Source organism: uncultured Methanobrevibacter sp., assembly GCF_900316895.1.
Taxonomy (GTDB): Archaea; Methanobacteriota; Methanobacteria; order Methanobacteriales; family Methanobacteriaceae; genus Methanocatella.
In genome coordinates, this window is the sequence record NZ_ONER01000004.1 from 1 (window position 1) to 17,951 (window position 17,951).

The window sequence follows — 17,951 nt, forward strand, 5'->3', positions numbered from 1 at the left end:
TTCTTCGCCATCTTCCTGTAAATGACTGTGACCTAAAAATGATTTTATTTTATCTTTAACTGATTTTGGTTTTTCCTCATCTGAATAATCCTTATCATTTTCCCAGACTTCGGCATTATCTTCCGGAGAGACTCCTTCATCTGATTCCCAAACTTCAGCATCATCATCCTTGTTTGAAGACTCGTCATCTTCAGATTCCCAGACTTCAGCATCATCATTTCCAGAAGTTTCCGCATGGATTTCCTGAGAATCATCATTATCATTTAACGGCTCTGTTTGAACAGATTCAGCCGCTTCATCAGAATCCTTAACAAACTCTGACTCACCAACATCCTCGGAATAATCCTTAACCTCACCGGAATCCTCAACCTGAACAAACTCGGATTTGACTTCTGAAGGACCATCTTCATTTATTGCTTTAGGAGACTTAACCTCTTCTGCGGCAACATCTTTAAAGAATTCTTCAGGGTCAAGTTCACCCACATCGATTGGTTTTTCCAGAATATCTCCATCATCTACCTTTTCAACTTCAACAAAGTCTTCAGGTCCGATATCTTCTGGATTTATTTCATTGTTTTCCGCTTCTTCTTTAGCTTTTCTTTCAGCTTCTTCTTTTTCACGGGCAATGCGCAATTCTTCAGCTTTCTTCTCAGCTTCCAATCTTCTCTTTTCAGCCAATCTTTTTTCTTCTTCAGATTTGCGTTTTTCCTCTTCGCGAGTTTCACGGATGGATTTTTCAACAAAGTCCAGGAGTTTTTTACGTCCTAAATCACGGTTTCTATACCAATCTGTAGACCATAAATGGTATAGTTTCCATCCAAGTCCGGTCAATACCTGTTCACGGAGCCTGTCCCTGTCACGTGCCACCTTACTTGAGGCGTACATTTTTCCGTCAGTTGTAATACCGAGTATGTATTTTCCAGGATTTTCATCATCCACAATAGCCAGATCCACTCTAAAACCGGCACATCCGATGTGTTTGTCAACAATGTAACCGTTTTCCTGTAAAAAGCTGGCAATTGCATCTTCAAACGGTTCTTTTGACACTTCCTCTACACTATGGGTTCCAAGTGTCAGGTTTTCGGCATATTCCAAAAATTCCTTAAGGGATTTTACACCATATGGAGGATTGGCTGTTAAATTCATATCATAAGCTTTAAAGTTTGAAAATACCACACATTTTTCTCTTGCACGGGTGATCAATACGTTTAACCTTCTCTCACCACCATCCTGATTTAGCGGACCGAAGTTAAGTGACATTTTACCGTCCTGGTCATAACCATATCCCACACTGATTAGGATAACATCCCTTTCATCTCCCTGGATGGTTTCAAGGTTTTTGACAAAGAAACGCTCTTCCTTGTTATCAGAGAATAAAGGTTCATATTCAGGATGTTCCTTACGCCTTACCTCCAGTTCCTCAAGAATGGCATTCTTCTGTGCAACTGAAAATGTTCCTACACCCAAACTTTTTGTATCGCCATATTTTGCGAAATGATTGAATATTTCATCAACAACATCCTTTGCTTCCAATGGATTTTTGGATGAAGCTCCTCTTAAATATTGGGTATTTGGATTATAATGGAATTTCAAACCTAGTTCAGGGTCTGAATGTGAAGGTGAAGGATAAACCAATAGGTCATCGTCGTAGAATTCCCTGTTTGATACTGTAATCAGTGATTCGTGGCGTGAACGGTAATGCCATTTCAGCATTTTTACAGGGAATGATAATTTACATAAATGCAATATGCTTTCCATATCCAGTGAAGTTGCTTCCTCTTCATCGCTGTCTGCATCTGACATCTGGTCGAAAAATGATGTAGGCGGTAACTGTTGGGTATCTCCCATAACAACTGCAGTTTTTCCTCTCATGAACGCACCTAATGCATCTTCAGGTTTTACCTGACTTGCTTCGTCAAAAATGACAACATCAAATTGCAATTCCTCATTTGTAGGATCAAGATATTGTGCAATAGACAATGGGGACATCATAAAACAAGGTTTGATTTGCTTTATCATTCCGCCTGCCTTTTCCAGAAGTTTTCTTACAGGCATGTGTCCGCTTTTTCTTGTGAATTCTCCGGCCAATATTTTTGCCTGAGGGTTTTCTGTTCCTCCGAAGATTTTCGGAATGTTGCTGTTCAGCTTATGGTAGATTCTTTTACGGTTTAATGTTAAAATCTTTTTATCCAAATCCTTGAATTCACGGATACGGTTTTCATGCAATTCTCCAACAAATGTTGCCAGTTCCTGGTTTTCAACAAATAGAATATTCAATAGGGAATCCGCAAAGTTTCCTTCGACCAGCGCCTCAATATCATATTTTTTAATGTTTCTTTTCTCGATTGAATCAACAAACATTTTTGCATTTGAGGATTTGAGCGCATTTTTGGTATTCAGGTATTGGGACCACAGGTGAAGGCTTGAAAGTTGTCCTCTCCAATTATACAACTGTTCCTTCCATGCTTCGAATGGCACATCACCGGTTTCCCTTTTAAAGATTAGCTTGCTTCTCGGATTCAACTTATCCTTAAGTCTTGAAAGCACCCTTACAAATTCCTCACCAGAGTCAATGTAATCGGCAAGATCCCTTTCGGGATGGATATCAAACAGGTCCTTGCTCATCAGGTCAATGGTGTTTTGTGAAAATGTTCCTTCACGAACCAATGCTGTAAACTCATTCATCCAGCGGGCAATTGCCTTCAAGTCATTAGGATTTGCATTCAGATGCCAATATCCTCCGAAATACTTCTGACCTAATGCATTGTTGGCTTCAAGGGTTTTTCTAATATTGATAACCGCTTTTGCCTGCTGCAAATCCCTGATAATTTCTTCAATGCTGTCCGGAACCGGAACTGCGTAATATCTTTCGACAAGCTCAACGTACTGCTTGTTGTTGAAGAATCTGAACCTTTTGGTTGAGAGATGCTGCAGTTCATAAATCAGCCTGTCGATATCAACCTGGAAAATGCTTTGGTTGAACTTGGTTAGGGCACCTGCATATTTCTGATACTTTTCAAGTTCCCTAATAAGCAGGAATGCATCATCATTGTTATTGTTCCATGCACCGGATTTCAGTATGCTTCCATCAATAAGCTCCGCATTCTGGGATTTGATTATTTCAAATGCGGACAATGAATTCTGGAATTCGTTTAATGTGTCCGGCTGCTTGATTCCGTAAATGTCATAAACCCTGCCACGCTCCACAAGGAAATTGTCCAAGGCGTGCAAGGTATCGTTGATAAGCATTTCAATTTCCCTCAAATCAGCAGGCAAGAGGCTTTTCGGTGCACATTTGCTCCACGGATTTTCCTTTGAAATGGTTTGATACAGCTCCGCCAGGTTTTCAAGGGCGATTTTCATATCATCCAGATCTTTTAAAGTGATGCTTTCAGGGTTTTCGAACCTTACCAATGGCATCAGTGTGTCTTTGCGGGCAAAATGGTCATCGGCAGATTCCTTCATTCCATATAACTGGAACGGTGATAAATTGACTGCAAAAGCAGGCATGTGAATAATTTGAGAATAATCATCCAGTTGACGACGCAGAGTTTCCAGCTTACGAATAGTCTGGTCAATGTTTAAAGGCTCCTGAGCCCTTACATTTGTGGCCTTCTGCAGGTCCTTAAGGAATTTCTTACGTCGGGTTTTATGAGAATGTAATTCCAAGACAAACTTGCCCAGACCGACACCGGTCAGTCTGTCCTTTACAACATCCAGCGCCGCCATCTTTTCTGATACAAATAAAACTGATTTACCTTCAGCCAAAAGCTCCGCAATCAGGTTCACAATGGTTTGTGACTTACCTGTTCCCGGAGGTCCTTCCACAACCAAATTGCGGCCTGCCTTAACGTCCTGAATGGCTGCAATCTGGGATGAATCCGCATCAAGAACCTGATACATGTTCTGATATTCGAGCCTTGAGTCGATTTCCTCTTCCCTGAATGCTTCCTGGTCATTTTTGGCCGGGTTGAATATGGCCTGAATCAATTCGTTTTTGGTCAAGTCAACATTATCTTCCCATGCTTCAGGGTTCAAATCATTATACATTACAAATTTTGTAAAACTGAAAAATCCTAAAGCCACTTCATTGTTGACATCCCATCCGTCCATACGTGAAACTGCACGTTTGACGCTTGCGATGTAATGGTCTACCACTTCACCATACCTTTTGAATTCAAAATCGGGAAGCTCGATGCCTGCTTCAAGAAGCTTGGCCTTAAGTGAGATGTTGGTTTGAATATCTTCACCTGTCCATTCAAGATTGAATGATTCACCTACTTTTTTCCTCTCCATTGAAACGGGAATCAATACCAAAGGCGCCTTGTTCTTTTGTCTTGGCTTTGATTTGTCTTTCCACTCCAAAAAGCCAATTGCCAAATACAGAATGTTATAACCTTGCTCCTGAAGCATTGTTTTAGCTTGGTTATTAATGTAATATAATCTTTTTTGAAGCTCTTTTGGAGTCAAATCAGTAGCTAACTTCTTATCTCCTTCTGAAAACTTTGAAAAATCAAATGGAATATGATCCCAAACAGAAGATTTATCCTCTTTCTTATCCTTTTTATTGGCTACAAAATACATCTTGTTCTCTTGCAGGACCAATGTCTGATAAAGGTTTATAGGAGATTGATTTACTATAGTGATAGTTTTAGCTCTTGATTTAAAATTAAGAAGTTGATTCCTTAATGTTAAGTCCAATAGCTCCTTACGTAAATTCTTAAATTCCCTTTCGATTATATTTGTTGATTTGTTTAACATGATGACCCTTTAAAAGTGTAAAAAAAATTCAAAAATGCATATATAATTATAATCATATTAATTAATAAAGTTTTCTAATCAAGGAGAATTCAAATAAAAAGTATTAAAAATAAGAAATGATAACCGTTAAAAATAATTTTTAAAATTCAGAAAAAAATTAATTATTTGTTAAAATTATAAGGCCCAAAATTTTCTATTTTTTCACTTGCAATCATGGATGCAAAATTTCCAGCGGTTTCGGGAGATTTAAGCAATAATTTTTGTGAAATATATGCAGCCATATATGTGTCGCCGCAGCCGGTGGTATCCACAAGATTAACACATGGAACGGCATCGATTCTAATCTCCGAATCAGAGACAATTCTCGAACCATGAGAACCGTTAGTTATGACCATCTCATCTACATCATACCCGGTTCCGATTATGTTTTTCTCTGACTCATCCAAAAATATCACATCAACACCTGATAAAATAGATGCCAACTCATCAAAGTCAGATAATTTTATGGTGTAGTTATCATTTACTTGCACATCCGGAACTCTCAGGAAACCTTGAAGTGACAGGAATATCGGAACGCCGAAACTTTTCAGATATTCAACAGTTTCAGCCGGAAAATCAAAACGGTTCAATGGATTCAAGACAAAACCGTCTATTTCACATGGCAATATTTCCTCCAAATCACTCGGCAATATCGCAATATCTGCAAAATTGCTCAACTGCTCTCTTGTGTTCAAATCATCCCTGGAAGGATAGTTATTTATGAAGAAATGTGTGTCATCTTTCCGGATTACCTTAACCTTGTCCCTTGAAGGGAATTCCTCAATCAGCTTATCATCAGAACAGTTGACGATGGCCACATAATCATTGTGGAACTCCTCGAAAACAAAGCTTTGAAAATAGGTCGCCCCACCAACTTTATGAGACTCTTCACCTCCGATAACAACAAAATCATGAGTTACAGGCCCAATAACTACCAGTGTCATAAGTTATCCCCAAATTAATCAAATTCAATAGTAATGTCAACGATATGATACTTTGAAGCAATATCATAAATCTCCTTTTTTATTTCGTCCTGCATTTCCCAGTTGCCGATTGAAACCTTAACAGTCAAGACGGAATCAATGCCGTCAAGTGACCACACATGGAAATCATCGATTGCATTTACCCCAGTGATGGATGTGATTGATGATTTGAACTCATCAACATCAAAATTGCTTGGAGTCTTTTGAAGCAATATCTGAACCGATTTGACCAGGTTGCGGCCGAGATTGAATATCAGCCATATGGCAATGCCTATGGAAACGAACGGATCAAGATATGCGGCACCTTCCCAAAACATGAGCACCAGACTCAGCACCAATATTGCAACCCATTCAAATACGTCTCCAAGCTGATGGAACAGAATCGCCTTTTCATTAAATGTCTCTCCTCTGTGGAGCCTGTAAACTGAAACTGATTTGAATATCAAACCAATGACTGCAATAACCAGCATCCCTCCGGCATCAACACCTTCCGGAGCAAACAAACGGGGAATTGCTTCCGATAAAATCACAAATGCCATGATGATGACAAAAACGGATATTATCACTGCGCCAAGTATTGAAAAACGCTGATATCCGTAGGAATAGTTTTCAGATGAATCCCTTTGGGCAACATGCTCCAAAAACCATGCCAAAGCGATTGAAATGGTATCTGACAGGTCATGAATGAAATCACTTAGGATAGCCATACTATTTGTAGCAAGCGCCCCCACCACGACAATTATATTGAAAGTAAGGTTCAGAAAAAATACGACTGCCAAATTTTCACTCGCTTTTTTGTGATGATGATGCGTATCCACTCTCATAGACTAATATTTAAAAAAATTAATATAAAAAGTTTATTTAACCTTTGAACAATTAATTTTAAAGTTACATTTATATAATTAAACAAGGTAAAATTATAGTAGTGATTTAAAATGGCGATAATTGGAACTACAATTTTTTCTCATATTCTTCCAGTAGTTTTAGGATTTCTGGCAATAGTGATGATTATTTCAGGATCCCTTGAAGAAAATAAAGGTAAATTAGTTTTAGGAATTGTACTGTTTATTATGGCTTGTGCATTCCCATATGTGGTTTTAAGCGTTCTAGTCTAAGAGTTTCACTTCTCCTGAATGAAGACTAGTTCCTATCAATACTTTTTTTATACCCAATGATTCCAATTCAACTAAAGAATCCTTATTCAATCCGCCGGCAATTATTAATTTGTCCTTAAGTTCACCAAATTCATCCAGTAACTTTTTATTATATCCCTTTTCAGTTCCGACACCGGTGATATCCAAAAGAATGATTTCGTTGGGATCAAGTCTTATCAAAATCTCCTTAAGTTCAGATAAACTCACATCAAGGTGCTTTGCAAGCAGTTCGCTGTTTTTTGTATCAATGCTGACCACAATCCTTTCCTTCGGATATTTTTCGAATATCTTTTCCATCTCCTCAATGCTTTCAAGTGTTTCGGTCGGAATAATCACCTTAAATGCATAGTCAAGGAAAAATTCAAAGGACTCGCAGTTTTTAACGCCGCCATCGAACATTACGGGAATTATTGTATTGACCATTCTTATGTCATTGACGTTGTGGCCTTGGGATTCTATCAAATCCAGGTCAGCTATATACATTTCATCGGCCCCGTTCAGTTTCAAGCCCTGTGCAATTTCAACAGGATTTGCAGAGTGTGCAAAAACAGTGTTCAATGGCTGATATGTATCCCTCATTCCGGATTTACCGCTTACGGCCTGATGCTGTTTCAAATCTATTACTGGAATTTTTTTAATCATATTATAAAATAAGAAAAAACTAGTATTAAAAACTTAAGGAGGTGAGAAAAGCTGAAGTGTTTTTCAGCCCCTCTCGAGAATAAAAAATAATGATCAATTCATATGGTAAATAACAGTTATGTTATGAACCTCTATTAATAAAGTTAATCTACATCATATATAAATGTTACTATATTTTAGAAAAATTAAAGTAAAATTGAATAAATAAATTACAATAAATATCAAAATAAATAAACAAAATATAATTATTTTAATAATAATATCAACATGAATATATAATTATTCAAAAAATGTAAAACTCGAAATTTTAGAGAAACCTAAAATATCAAAAAGTTATAAAATCTGATTGATAAAGTCAAGTTGAAAAAAGTAATGGTTAATGAAGTTTGAAGTAATTAAGAGGGAATTTGAAAGATAGTATTACGTGTTTGTCCTTAATATTGCTAAGCTATTGAGATTACTTCAAACTTATATAAAAATTATACTTAATGATATAAATACTTTTTGATAAAAAAGTATTACTTAAATTAATATAAAATATATAAAAAGTATTACACAAAAATTTAAAAAAAATAATTAAGCCCTGAAATTCTCATCAATATAAGAATCGAATCTCACATAAGCCTCATCAATCGCCTGGGCAATTTGGTCCTGGGTAATTTCAGACAGCTCATCAAAGAGAACTCCAACATCGACATCCACATCTAACTGCTTGTCTTCATAGCTTAAAACAATGTCCAAATCCAAATCCTCGATTTCCTTGGCAGGCAGAGCTTTTGAAATTTCACTTTCTAAAATTTCACCGAAATCATCTGAGATGGTTGCCAAATCATCCTGTGTTAATACTTTAAGTTTTGACATGAAAATCTAAAAAAAGAAAAAGTTAAGGTTTAAGCCTATTGGCCCATACCTTGCATAGCTGATTGGATAGCGGTTTGCATTTCCTGGAGTTTTTTAAGAACTCTTTCTTCTTGGCGAGTCATAGTTTGTTTTCTTAACTCAAGAGTTTCTAATTTGTCTTCCATGTCAGCTAAAGCGTCACTGTATTCTACTTTAATGAGTAAAGTACCAGCTTGTTTGAATACTTCAGTATTTTCATCAGATTTTTTAAGTTCTTCTAATGCTTTTTCAGTTTCTTGAATTTGTACTTCAACATTTTGAACTTGCATGGTTACAGCTTGAGCCTGTTGTTGTAACTGTTGAAACTGATTTAATTGTTCTTGAATATTTTCAGGAATCTCCATTTTATCACCTTAATTATTATATAAGTATTAATTTGTTAAATTATTTATTTCTAATGCCAATTTGATCCACTTGATTGCTGAGTTGACAGAAGCTCTAAAGGAAGTAGAATCCTGTGCGTCAATATCAATCATGATATTTGATCCGTCCAGTTCGATGGTCATTGATGACCTGAAATCGGGAGCGGTTTCAAATTCCAGAATTATCGCATCATAAATGATTTTAGCCTGATTACTACTTTCAAATTCAACAGCTATATTGCTTTTAACTCTCTCCAGAGGACTTTCATCAATCATTTGGGACCTCTAAAATCTTTTTAACATTGATTTGGAAGTTTAACTTATCCCCAAATTTATTGACAAAATGAATTCTGGCTATTGAATCGTCACTTTTAGAAATCAATATGTAGTTTTCCTCAGCCTTATCTACTAAATCCAAATCTAGAATGTCGCTTAGGACATCAAGTTTCTTAACTTCAGATACTATTTTCAATTGTGATGGAGCGATGTTTGTCTTTTCATTATCCAGTGTCACTCCAATAAGAATTGTCAGTAGCAATTCGCCTTTGTTTGAGAAAAAAGAAATCCTGCTGGGATTTCCTTTGATTTCATTAACAACAGCTACATTATATTCATCAACTTCCAATGCCTTTAACAGTAACTCCCTAAAGTTCATTTTACCCCGGTTAACTGATGTTGAATCAGTAACGCGTGCTAAATTCTTACAGAACTTTCTAGTTTTTTGAGAAGGTTTTCTAGAAGTTGAAATTAACATTTAAATCAAAAATAGTAAAAAATTTAGTAAAAGCAAAGATTTTATCTTGCTTTTATAATTCTAGTGGTTTCTGGAACATTTTTAAATAAAATCCTATATCTGCATTTAGGACATTTATTTTCCATGTAGCTTTTATGGTCTACTTCTGCTCCACAACGTGGACACCTGTACAAGGCCTATTCCTCCACTTTAATGTCTCTGATACTGCGTGCTGCAGATTTTGCCATAGGAGTTTGTGGAACGTATGCTCCACCAGTAAATACTGCACCACATTTTCTGCATTTCCAGATTCCAGCAGCTTGTCTTTTTACATATGGTCTATCACATTTAGGACAAACATGATTCTTTTTCATGTTTTCTTCAATGATTTTAACAGATCTTTTTGCTTTTCTTCCGTATCTTGCACCGAACCTTCCTGTAATACCCACTTTTTTAGTTCTTGCCATTTATATCTTCTCCATAATAATTAAAATTTAAAATAAATTGATTATATAAAATAACCATAAAATTATCTAATATGATAATATTATATTATCTAATATTTAAAGGTTTGCTTAAAATAAGTATTTTAAGAAAAAAATTACTTTTTGATGAGAAAAAATAATTCCTATAAATCATTCTGCCAATTTCCATATTCCCATCAAAAAAATTTAAAATAATATCCAACTAGTCAAGAGTTGGATAATTTGGGCTTTCATTAGTAATCAACAAGTCATGTGGGTGAGATTCCTTAATACCACTGCTTGTAATTCTAACGAAGTTTGCTTTTTGCTGCATTGCCTTAATATTTTCAGCACCGCAATAACCCATAGATGATTTTAAACCACCAACTAACTGGAACAGGATTTCAGCAACTGTTCCCTTGTATGGCACAGCACCTTCAATTCCTTCAGGCACATATTTAGTGTGGTTCATTTTACTTTTTTGACCTTGGAAGTATCTGTCTGCTCCACCGTCAAATTCACTGGTCATTGCACCCATTGATCCCATTCCACGGTATTTTTTGTATTGCTTACCGTGCATGATAACAATGTCACCAGGTGCTTCCAAGGATGCCGCAAGCAAGTTACCGAGCATTACTGCATCTGCTCCAGCACCGATAGCTTTTGCAACATCACCGGAGTATCTGATACCCCCGTCAGCAATAACAGGAATTCCTGAATCGGCTGCAGCATCTGCAACATCAGAAATTGCTGTAAGTTGTGGTACACCGACACCAGCTACGATACGGGTGGTACACATTGAACCCGGACCGATACCTACTTTAAGTGCATCGACACCCATTGAAATTAAGTCTTCAGCAGCTTCGGCGGTTGCAATGTTACCGACACAAAGCTCAGCGTCAATATTATCCTTAATTGTTTCGGTGAATTTGACCACATTCATGTTATGAGCATGAGCACAGTCAATTGAAATGATATCCGCACCGGCCTGGTCAAGTGCCATTGCCCTGTCCAAATCAAACGGACCGCATGCAGCAGCAACCAAAAAGTTGCCGTCCTTGTCCCTTGCCGCATTAGGATATTGTGATTGGTTTAAAATATCTTTAATAGTAATGATTCCAACTAATTTGCCGTCACGAACAACAGGAAGCCTTTCAACCTTATTGTCATATGCAATGTTTAAAGCCTCTTCAGCAGAAACTCCTTCCTCAACGGTAACGACATCTGAAGTCATGATATCCTTGATTTCAGTAGCAGGTTCAGATTTTAGGAATGGTCTGATATCCCTTTTTGAAATGATTCCAAGAATTTTGTCACCATCTACAACAGGCAAACCGCTGATGAGTTCATTGCGCATTGTCTCTTCAGCTTCGCTGACAGTGGAACCTGGAGAAATGGTAATTACATCACGTATTGTTAAATCTTCAGCATTTTTAACTTTTCTGACTTCTTCAACTTGTCTTTCAAGTGTGATGTTTCTGTGAATTACACCTACTCCACCTTCCTGTGCCATGGCTATTGCAAGATCCGCTTCGGTAACGGTATCCATAGCGGCACTTAAAACAGGGATATTCAATTTGATTCCTTTTCCTAACTCAATTTTAGTATCAATGTCCTTTGGTTCAACATAACTTGCGTTAGGAGTCAAAAGGAAGTCGTCAAAGGTATAAGACATTCTTGCTTCTTGTACTTTTTTTGAAAATGACATGATTAACACCTAATTAAAATGAATCTAATAACTCTTTAAGCTCAGCAACTGCGGTATGGTGTATTTTTCCGGTGTTTCTGTCACCGCCAACACATGCAGCTCCCCTGATACCAACAACATCGCAACCGATATCATGTAATGGTTTCAATTGGTCCTTTTTAACGGAACCTGCAAGTGCAGTCAATAATCCATAGCCGTGAGCTTCTTCGACAAATTCTTTCAACTTGTCTAAATCTAAATAATCAAATAATGTATGACCGTCTTTAACAGCAGTGTCAAGCATTGCGAGGTCGCATCCTGCATCCTTTGCAACTTTTGGTATTTCCATCGGATCAACCGCACCTACACGGTGAGCATCAGCATAACCTGCCGCTACGATAATTGTATCTTCGCTAACATCTTTTACAGTTTTTACAACATTTTCCATGACTTCAACAGCTTCATCATGGTCTTTTGTTCCATATAATCCAACTTTAATATAATCTGCCCCTGACACGTGAGCTCCCATTGCAGCAAGTGAAACTGTACCCGGTTTGTAAGGCACATCACCTAAAGTAGCGCTGACAAGCTTGTCTTCAGGTGTCAATTCCCTAATTTCTTTAATGACCCATGGGAAATTAGCACCTAAAGAACCTTCCTTAGGATTTTTCACATCAACAATATCTGCTCCGCCTTCAATAGATTCGAGAGCTTCTTCACGATTTATAGGACTTATTAATAGAAGCATGTATTTCCTCCAATAAAATATTATTTTATAATATAGTAATATTAGTTCCTTATTATTTATAATATTATTGTTTTTTAATAGAAATTTTAAAATTAGTAAGGAGAATTATTATTACTAATGTTGTCTTTAATTTTACCATGTGCCTTTGGATAAAATCCAACATCAGCTGACAATTTTCTCATATTTTCAATAATCTCATTGGTAGGTATTGCTAAAGGACAGTTAAGTGTGCACAAACCGCATAGGGTGCACATGTAAAGGCCTGAATCAAAACAGGTCTCATCATCCTCAATGAATTTTGACATTGCAACTCCCCTACCACCAAGGTAGTTGTTGAATCCGAATTCGTTTCCGACCGCATTATAGACCGGACAGTGAACTATGCAGTTTCCGCAGCCTATGCAGTAAAGACATTCCTCGATTGCATCGCTTCTTCCATTGTCCAGAAGAATAACCACAACCCTTTCGGCACCGTACATGTTTTTTATAAGCTTTTTTTCGATGTCGGCGGTTTTTGATGGTCCTGACACTACATTCATATATGAAGTGACAAAGCTGCCTGTTGCAAATACTGTCTCCAGTTTCACAACGGAGATTGCGTCTTCCAATGTCGGCACTATTTTATCGATTCCAGCTACAATTATATGCAAATCTTTAAGTGAAACTATTGAAATATTGCCCTCATTGTGCACCATTACAATGGACCCCTCTTCGGAAGCTATTGCATTGGCTCCACTTATACCTACTCTTGCACTTTCAAGGCGTTTCAGCACATCACTTCTGACAGCCTTCATGATTTCAGTAGGTTCTGCGGAAACATCATCATCAAGAGATTCATTGACAATGCTTGTAATCTCATCAACATTCAAATGTGAAGCGGGGCCAGTCGGATGAACAGGCTTGTTGTCCTCTTTTTTAAGCTGCAATATGCGGTCTCCCAAATCGGTTTCCACCACATCAATGTCCAGATGGTCCTTTAAACCAATTTCACCCAAAGTGTTTGATTTTGCCTTGGCAATAACCTTCGCATCATACTCATCAATCAGCTCATCGATAATGTTTAATGCATCCCGAGATGTCTTGGCAAATTTATATTCAATATCATTGCGCTTAAATGATTCAAGAACCTGATTTAATAGCTCATCCTTATTGTCAAAAGAATATTTTTTAATTTCGCGAACTCTTGAAGTGAGTCTCTTGATGGATGGCAGGTCCTTGATTGATGAGGATCTTCTCTTAACAGTATCAAAAGATTTTCTCATTGTTTCAAGTTCACTGTTCTTCATCCAAACCACCATACCTCATTAGAAACTCGGTTAAGTCCAACACTTCAATTTCATCATTTTCAAGGTTGAGCTTGCAGAAAGGACAGGAAACAACCAATGTCTCGCAATCTGTCTCCTTTGCTTGTGCCAATCTTGATTTTGCCATTTGATTTGCGATTTCAGGATAAGCAGATTTTACGCCTCCTCCGGCACCGCAGCATAGGCTCTCTTCACGACTGTTTTCCATCTCAACAATGTTTGCCACACTTTCAATGGCATTTCTGGGCTCATCAAATACCTTCATCTGGCGGCCCAAATGACATGAATCATGATAAGTGACATTCAAATCGGATTTTTCAAAATTAAGTTTGCCTTCTTTAATCAATTCATCAAGCAATTGTGAAATGTGAATGACATCCAAACCGTCATAATCCTCCTTTAGGGTTTTATAACATCCTGCACAGGAGGTAATGATTTTTTCATCCTTAAGAATTTCAGTGTTCTTTTCAATCTGCTCTTTTGCTTCCTTTTCAAAGCCGGTTCTGAGCAGAACTGATCCGCAGCATTTTTCATCTTCCAAAACATGATAATCCACACCTGCAAGAGACAATAATTTTTCGGTTGCTTTGGAAATGTCAGTCTGCTTTTCCCTTGCAGTACAGCCTCTAAAATAAAGCATTATTCATCCTCTTCATCATCAAGAGTTATTTCATTGTTTATTGCAACTTCCTTTACGATCTTATTTATTTCATCCTGCAATATGTCTATCCTGTTGTATAACCTGAAGATAATGTAGAACAATACTAAAAACACTACAATAATAATAAAGTCCAAACCACGGGTTATACCAAATAATCTGGCGAAACGTTCACTTGCTAATGGAAAGATTGAAAATAAGATTACAAATAGCCATAATACTGTCCACAGGATTACAGTAGCCAAGGATTGCTTTTGCTTGAGATACCTGTAAAAGAACCATAAGATGGCCAAAATTGATATTATTGGAAATAGTATAGAATATAATAACACTTTATCACCTTAAAATTGATGTTTTATCATTTGAAGCAATATCTTAAATGCTTCCACAACATTTGTTCCTTTTGCCTGGGTTTCCGGAGTGTAAATTGTTTGAATTGGAACTTCTGCAAATGGAATATTATTATCGTTAACTTCACGTATGAATTCTGATGAAATGAGGTATCCTCTTGCATTGATATCTATTTTTTTCAATGCATCAGCGGTTATTGCCCTGAAACCAGTCTGTGAATCACTCACATTGACCTTATAAAATATTCTTGTCAAAAGGTTCATGACGGCATTTGCAAAGTTTCTGGTGAATGGCATGTCCTTAAGCGGCCTTACGCCAATTACTGCCTGAGCCTCACCTTTAACCAAAGGTGTTATCACATCATCCAAATCTTTGGCTGAGTGCTGGCCATCCGAATCCATACTGACAACATATTTCGGATTAAACATGAAAACAGCGTCAAATCCTGTCTGTGTCGCCACACCCACTCCCCTGTTGATTATGAGAGAAAAAATATGAATCTGGTCAGGGTATTTCCTTTTGGATTGCTTAATAACTTCCAAAGTATTGTCTGAGGAGCCGTCATTGACAATAATCATATTGTATCCCATTTGGGCAATTTCCTCAATTACCGGCTGAATTCTTGTAGCCTCATTATAAGCAGGAAGAATAACATATGTTGCCTGCTTATCCTCTTTAGAAATTTCAAAACTCATCGTACACCTTTTTATAATGGTCCTGCATCCTCTTTTCCTTCACGCATTCCCATTCCTGCTTCTTTTCTCATTGCTTTTCTGTGATACATCATCTTAATTAAATTCTGTGCATGTTCCCTTGCCCTGTTTTCCGCAAGCTTTGCAAGTTCAACCGGATCTTCCTCTTCGTCTTCATGTACAAACACTTCCAGTATATGAGTATTTGTCATGAGCTGTGCATTGATCAGGCCGGTTGATGCCTCATGAGCACACATCTTATCCTTTTCCATAGGACCGGGCATTCCAAGTGCCATCACTATATCACAATCTTCTTCTTCAATGAGAATTTTGGCTGTAACAGGCAGGTCCTTTACGCCCGGAACAGTTTCACGGATTATTTTTAAATCATAAGCGTTCTTTTTAAGCTCATCGATAGCTGCTGAAGCCATATCAAAACGAGCAAATGTCGTATCACATATTCCAATTCTCATTCAAATTCACCTTATAAAGAACTATGTTTTTATTTATATAAAAGTTTATTTAAAAATAAAAAAGTATTATGATTTATTACTGTAAGTAATACTTTGATGCTTGATTTTATGAAAAAAATCTTGTTTAAAAAAAAAATTAGTTTTTGTCGAGCAATTCCAAAAACTTTTCCTTGGCTTCTTCAATAGTAAGCGGATAATCGCCATGCATGTCAAAGCCTTCACGTTCAAGTTGCTGGAATAAATCTGTAACAATAGGGACCTTTAGATTAGCCTGCTCCAAAATTTCAGGTTTTGCAAAGATTTCTTTAGGAGTGCCTTCTGCAATCAGCAGACCGTCAACCATAACAAAAACCCTTTTGGCATAGTTTGGAACCAGATCGACTTCGTGTGTTGATATTACAATTGTAATTCCCTCATCATTGAGCTCATTCAGCAATATTGATAGGTCAACAACACCCTGAGGGTCGAGACCTGCTGTAGGCTCATCCAAAACCATGACTTCAGGCTTCATTGCAAGAATTCCTGCAATTGCAACTCTTTTCTTTTGACCTCCGCTCAAGTGATGTGGCGCAGTCTTTTCAAAGCCACTCATTCCTACACGAGACAAAGCCTCTTCTACCCTATCCTGAACTTCTTCCATAGATAGTCCCAAATTAAGAGGTCCGAATGCAACATCTTCCTCAACTGTAGGGGCAAAAATCTGGTCATCAGGATTCTGGAAAACGATTCCAACTTTTTGCCTGAACTTAAGCAAAGATTTCTTATCGTATTTCAATTCCTCGCCATCAATAAATACCTGTCCCTCATCAGGCTGATAGATACCATTCAAATGAAGGAATAATGTTGATTTTCCAGCACCGTTTTTTCCTAAAAGAGCAACCATTTCACCTTTTTCAACCTTTAAACTAACTCCTTTAAGTGCCTGGTAATCTGAATTATAAGAATACTTAATATTTTTTACCTCTAACATTTTAATTCTCCTTTTTTCTTGGTTCATAAACTGGAAGTTCACCAGTATAACCTCTTGAATCCAGTGCAAATTGCAGTGTTTCACTTTTATCAAGAGATCTTAAGAATATTGTACTTATAAGAGCGCCTAAAGACTTAAATGATGACCAATATGAATGATAACCCAACCTTGTATTTTGTGCCTTTTGCATGGTATCGATTTCATTTAAGAATATGAAAATTGTATTATACATTAAAAGAGCGATTTCAATCATGATTCTTGGAACTTTCATATTCCTTAAACAATTTAAAATCTTTGCAATAGGTGTTGTAAGGGCTAAAAAACCTAAACATGGCAAACAGCCAAATACCCTCATAAATGTATAAACCGCATAATGCAAAGAATCTGTAGTAATTACAATACCGAATATTCCAGTTTCATAAATAACCTCTCCTTTTCCAAAGAAGAGCATTAAGAATATACATGTTATAACAAGAAATGCCATTGGAATTGATAGGAATTTAAAATAGGATCTGTAGTTGATTTTAGCAATGGCCAATATTACAACGGACATTACTATGAAAATGAATACGTCAAAATATAGATTATCAAGTGCTAATGTTAAAACCAATAAGAAAATTGTTAAAAACAATTTTAAATAAGGATTTGTTTCGGTTAATTCATTATGATGCGCAATATAATCCATATCAAATTTCATAAAATCACTTAAAAAAAGAAAAAATAATAAAGAAGATTAATTATTCTTCTTTACCTTGACCTCTCCAGTAACCAAAGAAGTAACCAATAATGATTGCTCCGATAGCTGCTTGAAGAGCAAATAATAAACTTTCTATTTCACCACTAGGCGGTTCCCATATTGATGAAAACCAAGGTTCGTAATGGGATGCTTCAATTTGTTCACTTGCTGCATCGTCAGATCCACCAAAGTACCCATCATCTTCACCATGACCACTAAACATTATTAATGGCGCAACGAATATAATTATACAAACAACTGCTAAAATTATTAATGTTGATGTTTTCATTTAAA

General features: G+C 36.8%; 21 protein-coding genes. 1 reads left to right on the forward strand and 20 read right to left on the reverse strand.

All coding sequences use genetic code 11. From position 1 onward, the window contains the following. The 3 genes from QZN27_RS01120 to QZN27_RS01130 all read right to left on the reverse strand — a co-directional run. The coding region (locus tag QZN27_RS01120; RefSeq protein WP_296782630.1) for a DUF4011 domain-containing protein at nucleotides 1-4,761 on the reverse strand (4,761 nt) is incomplete at its 3' end. A gap of 161 nt (nucleotides 4,762-4,922) precedes the next feature. Then, nucleotides 4,923-5,744, reverse strand: coding sequence for a PfkB family carbohydrate kinase (locus QZN27_RS01125; protein WP_296782632.1), 822 nt, complete (start codon nucleotides 5,742-5,744; stop codon nucleotides 4,923-4,925). A 14-nt stretch (nucleotides 5,745-5,758) separates the two neighbouring features. Continuing rightward, on the reverse strand, nucleotides 5,759-6,607 hold the full coding sequence (locus tag QZN27_RS01130) for a cation diffusion facilitator family transporter (protein WP_296782634.1): 849 nt from the start codon (nucleotides 6,605-6,607) through the stop codon (nucleotides 5,759-5,761). 111 nt (nucleotides 6,608-6,718) lie between these two features. Here QZN27_RS01130 and QZN27_RS01135 point away from each other — a divergent pair, with 111 nt between their 5' ends. Then, nucleotides 6,719-6,898 carry a hypothetical protein gene (locus QZN27_RS01135; RefSeq protein ID WP_296782637.1) on the forward strand — a complete coding sequence of 60 codons (180 nt, stop codon included), beginning with the start codon at nucleotides 6,719-6,721 and terminating at the stop codon, nucleotides 6,896-6,898. On the opposite strand, the gene QZN27_RS01140 is transcribed toward QZN27_RS01135, so the two are convergent. From QZN27_RS01140 to QZN27_RS01220, 17 genes are all read right to left on the reverse strand, one after another. Beyond that, nucleotides 6,890-7,579, reverse strand: coding sequence for a HisA/HisF family protein (locus QZN27_RS01140; protein ID WP_296782639.1), 690 nt, complete (start codon nucleotides 7,577-7,579; stop codon nucleotides 6,890-6,892). The two genes, QZN27_RS01135 and QZN27_RS01140, sit on opposite strands and share 9 nt — an antisense overlap. A gap of 576 nt (nucleotides 7,580-8,155) precedes the next feature. Further along, a complete protein-coding gene (locus tag QZN27_RS01145) occupies nucleotides 8,156-8,440 on the reverse strand; it encodes a DUF3194 domain-containing protein (RefSeq protein ID WP_296782642.1) in 285 nt (94 codons plus the stop codon). A 35-nt stretch (nucleotides 8,441-8,475) separates the two neighbouring features. Continuing rightward, the gene (locus tag QZN27_RS01150) at nucleotides 8,476-8,823 is read right to left on the reverse strand and encodes a prefoldin subunit beta (protein WP_296782646.1); all 348 of its coding nucleotides are present in this window, start codon (nucleotides 8,821-8,823) and stop codon (nucleotides 8,476-8,478) included. Between the two features lie 27 nt (nucleotides 8,824-8,850). Then, the gene (locus QZN27_RS01155) at nucleotides 8,851-9,117 is read right to left on the reverse strand and encodes a KEOPS complex subunit Pcc1 (protein WP_296782648.1); all 267 of its coding nucleotides are present in this window, start codon (nucleotides 9,115-9,117) and stop codon (nucleotides 8,851-8,853) included. Then, on the reverse strand, nucleotides 9,110-9,595 hold the full coding sequence (locus tag QZN27_RS01160) for a Brix domain-containing protein (protein WP_296782650.1): 486 nt from the start codon (nucleotides 9,593-9,595) through the stop codon (nucleotides 9,110-9,112). Before QZN27_RS01160 ends, QZN27_RS01155 begins: the two co-directional genes overlap by 8 nt. Before the next feature lie 41 nt (nucleotides 9,596-9,636). Further along, nucleotides 9,637-9,768 carry a DNA-directed RNA polymerase subunit P gene (locus QZN27_RS01165; protein WP_082706360.1) on the reverse strand — a complete coding sequence of 44 codons (132 nt, stop codon included), beginning with the start codon at nucleotides 9,766-9,768 and terminating at the stop codon, nucleotides 9,637-9,639. 3 nt (nucleotides 9,769-9,771) lie between these two features. Continuing rightward, the gene (gene rpl37A / locus QZN27_RS01170; RefSeq protein ID WP_292874571.1) at nucleotides 9,772-10,041 is read right to left on the reverse strand and encodes a 50S ribosomal protein L37Ae; all 270 of its coding nucleotides are present in this window, start codon (nucleotides 10,039-10,041) and stop codon (nucleotides 9,772-9,774) included. Between the two features lie 220 nt (nucleotides 10,042-10,261). Continuing rightward, nucleotides 10,262-11,746, reverse strand: a complete 1,485-nt coding sequence (gene guaB / locus QZN27_RS01175; RefSeq protein WP_296782658.1) for an IMP dehydrogenase — start codon at nucleotides 11,744-11,746, stop codon at nucleotides 10,262-10,264. A 13-nt stretch (nucleotides 11,747-11,759) separates the two neighbouring features. After that, a complete protein-coding gene (locus QZN27_RS01180; RefSeq protein ID WP_292885680.1) occupies nucleotides 11,760-12,473 on the reverse strand; it encodes a (5-formylfuran-3-yl)methyl phosphate synthase in 714 nt (237 codons plus the stop codon). Nucleotides 12,474-12,565: 92 nt separating this feature from the next. Next, nucleotides 12,566-13,759, reverse strand: coding sequence for an LUD domain-containing protein (locus tag QZN27_RS01185; RefSeq protein WP_296782661.1), 1,194 nt, complete (start codon nucleotides 13,757-13,759; stop codon nucleotides 12,566-12,568). Then, on the reverse strand, nucleotides 13,746-14,417 hold the full coding sequence (locus tag QZN27_RS01190; RefSeq protein WP_296782664.1) for a (Fe-S)-binding protein: 672 nt from the start codon (nucleotides 14,415-14,417) through the stop codon (nucleotides 13,746-13,748). The genes QZN27_RS01185 and QZN27_RS01190 overlap by 14 nt, the downstream gene beginning before the upstream one ends. Beyond that, a complete protein-coding gene (locus tag QZN27_RS01195; protein ID WP_296782666.1) occupies nucleotides 14,417-14,767 on the reverse strand; it encodes a DUF2304 domain-containing protein in 351 nt (116 codons plus the stop codon). Before QZN27_RS01195 ends, QZN27_RS01190 begins: the two co-directional genes overlap by 1 nt. Before the next feature lie 9 nt (nucleotides 14,768-14,776). Then, on the reverse strand, nucleotides 14,777-15,481 hold the full coding sequence (locus tag QZN27_RS01200) for a glycosyltransferase family 2 protein (protein WP_296782668.1): 705 nt from the start codon (nucleotides 15,479-15,481) through the stop codon (nucleotides 14,777-14,779). Between the two features lie 11 nt (nucleotides 15,482-15,492). Then, nucleotides 15,493-15,951, reverse strand: coding sequence for a riboflavin synthase (ribC, locus tag QZN27_RS01205; protein ID WP_296782670.1), 459 nt, complete (start codon nucleotides 15,949-15,951; stop codon nucleotides 15,493-15,495). 136 nt (nucleotides 15,952-16,087) lie between these two features. Continuing rightward, nucleotides 16,088-16,921 (reverse strand): ATP-binding cassette domain-containing protein, encoded by an 834-nt coding sequence (locus QZN27_RS01210; protein ID WP_296782671.1) that lies wholly within the window; start codon nucleotides 16,919-16,921, stop codon nucleotides 16,088-16,090. A 1-nt stretch (nucleotide 16,922) separates the two neighbouring features. Beyond that, the gene (cbiQ, locus tag QZN27_RS01215) at nucleotides 16,923-17,618 is read right to left on the reverse strand and encodes a cobalt ECF transporter T component CbiQ (protein ID WP_296782673.1); all 696 of its coding nucleotides are present in this window, start codon (nucleotides 17,616-17,618) and stop codon (nucleotides 16,923-16,925) included. Nucleotides 17,619-17,658: 40 nt separating this feature from the next. After that, nucleotides 17,659-17,946: an energy-coupling factor ABC transporter substrate-binding protein gene (locus QZN27_RS01220; RefSeq protein WP_296782674.1), complete on the reverse strand. Its 288-nt coding sequence runs from the start codon at nucleotides 17,944-17,946 to the stop codon at nucleotides 17,659-17,661. Between the last annotated feature and the right edge of the window lie 5 nt (nucleotides 17,947-17,951).

Bases quoted from the DNA above. Each gene is read 5' to 3' on its own strand.
- QZN27_RS01155 (WP_296782648.1), bottom strand. From the start codon at position 9,117: ATGATTGATGAAAGTCCTCTGGAGAGAGTTAAAAGCAATATAGCTGTT.
- QZN27_RS01150 (WP_296782646.1), bottom strand. From the start codon at position 8,823: ATGGAGATTCCTGAAAATATTCAAGAACAATTAAATCAGTTTCAACAG.
- QZN27_RS01145 (WP_296782642.1), bottom strand. From the start codon at position 8,440: ATGTCAAAACTTAAAGTATTAACACAGGATGATTTGGCAACCATCTCA.
- QZN27_RS01140 (WP_296782639.1), bottom strand. From the start codon at position 7,579: ATGATTAAAAAAATTCCAGTAATAGATTTGAAACAGCATCAGGCCGTA.
- cbiQ (WP_296782673.1), bottom strand. From the start codon at position 17,618: ATGAAATTTGATATGGATTATATTGCGCATCATAATGAATTAACCGAA.
- QZN27_RS01190 (WP_296782664.1), bottom strand. From the start codon at position 14,417: ATGCTTTATTTTAGAGGCTGTACTGCAAGGGAAAAGCAGACTGACATT.
- QZN27_RS01220 (WP_296782674.1), bottom strand. From the start codon at position 17,946: ATGAAAACATCAACATTAATAATTTTAGCAGTTGTTTGTATAATTATA.
- QZN27_RS01125 (WP_296782632.1), bottom strand. From the start codon at position 5,744: ATGACACTGGTAGTTATTGGGCCTGTAACTCATGATTTTGTTGTTATC.
- QZN27_RS01160 (WP_296782650.1), bottom strand. From the start codon at position 9,595: ATGTTAATTTCAACTTCTAGAAAACCTTCTCAAAAAACTAGAAAGTTC.
- QZN27_RS01210 (WP_296782671.1), bottom strand. From the start codon at position 16,921: ATGTTAGAGGTAAAAAATATTAAGTATTCTTATAATTCAGATTACCAG.
- QZN27_RS01135 (WP_296782637.1), top strand. From the start codon at position 6,719: ATGGCGATAATTGGAACTACAATTTTTTCTCATATTCTTCCAGTAGTT.
- QZN27_RS01200 (WP_296782668.1), bottom strand. From the start codon at position 15,481: ATGAGTTTTGAAATTTCTAAAGAGGATAAGCAGGCAACATATGTTATT.
- QZN27_RS01180 (WP_292885680.1), bottom strand. From the start codon at position 12,473: ATGCTTCTATTAATAAGTCCTATAAATCGTGAAGAAGCTCTCGAATCT.
- ribC (WP_296782670.1), bottom strand. From the start codon at position 15,951: ATGAGAATTGGAATATGTGATACGACATTTGCTCGTTTTGATATGGCT.
- QZN27_RS01130 (WP_296782634.1), bottom strand. From the start codon at position 6,607: ATGAGAGTGGATACGCATCATCATCACAAAAAAGCGAGTGAAAATTTG.
- guaB (WP_296782658.1), bottom strand. From the start codon at position 11,746: ATGTCATTTTCAAAAAAAGTACAAGAAGCAAGAATGTCTTATACCTTT.
- QZN27_RS01185 (WP_296782661.1), bottom strand. From the start codon at position 13,759: ATGAAGAACAGTGAACTTGAAACAATGAGAAAATCTTTTGATACTGTT.
- rpl37A (WP_292874571.1), bottom strand. From the start codon at position 10,041: ATGGCAAGAACTAAAAAAGTGGGTATTACAGGAAGGTTCGGTGCAAGA.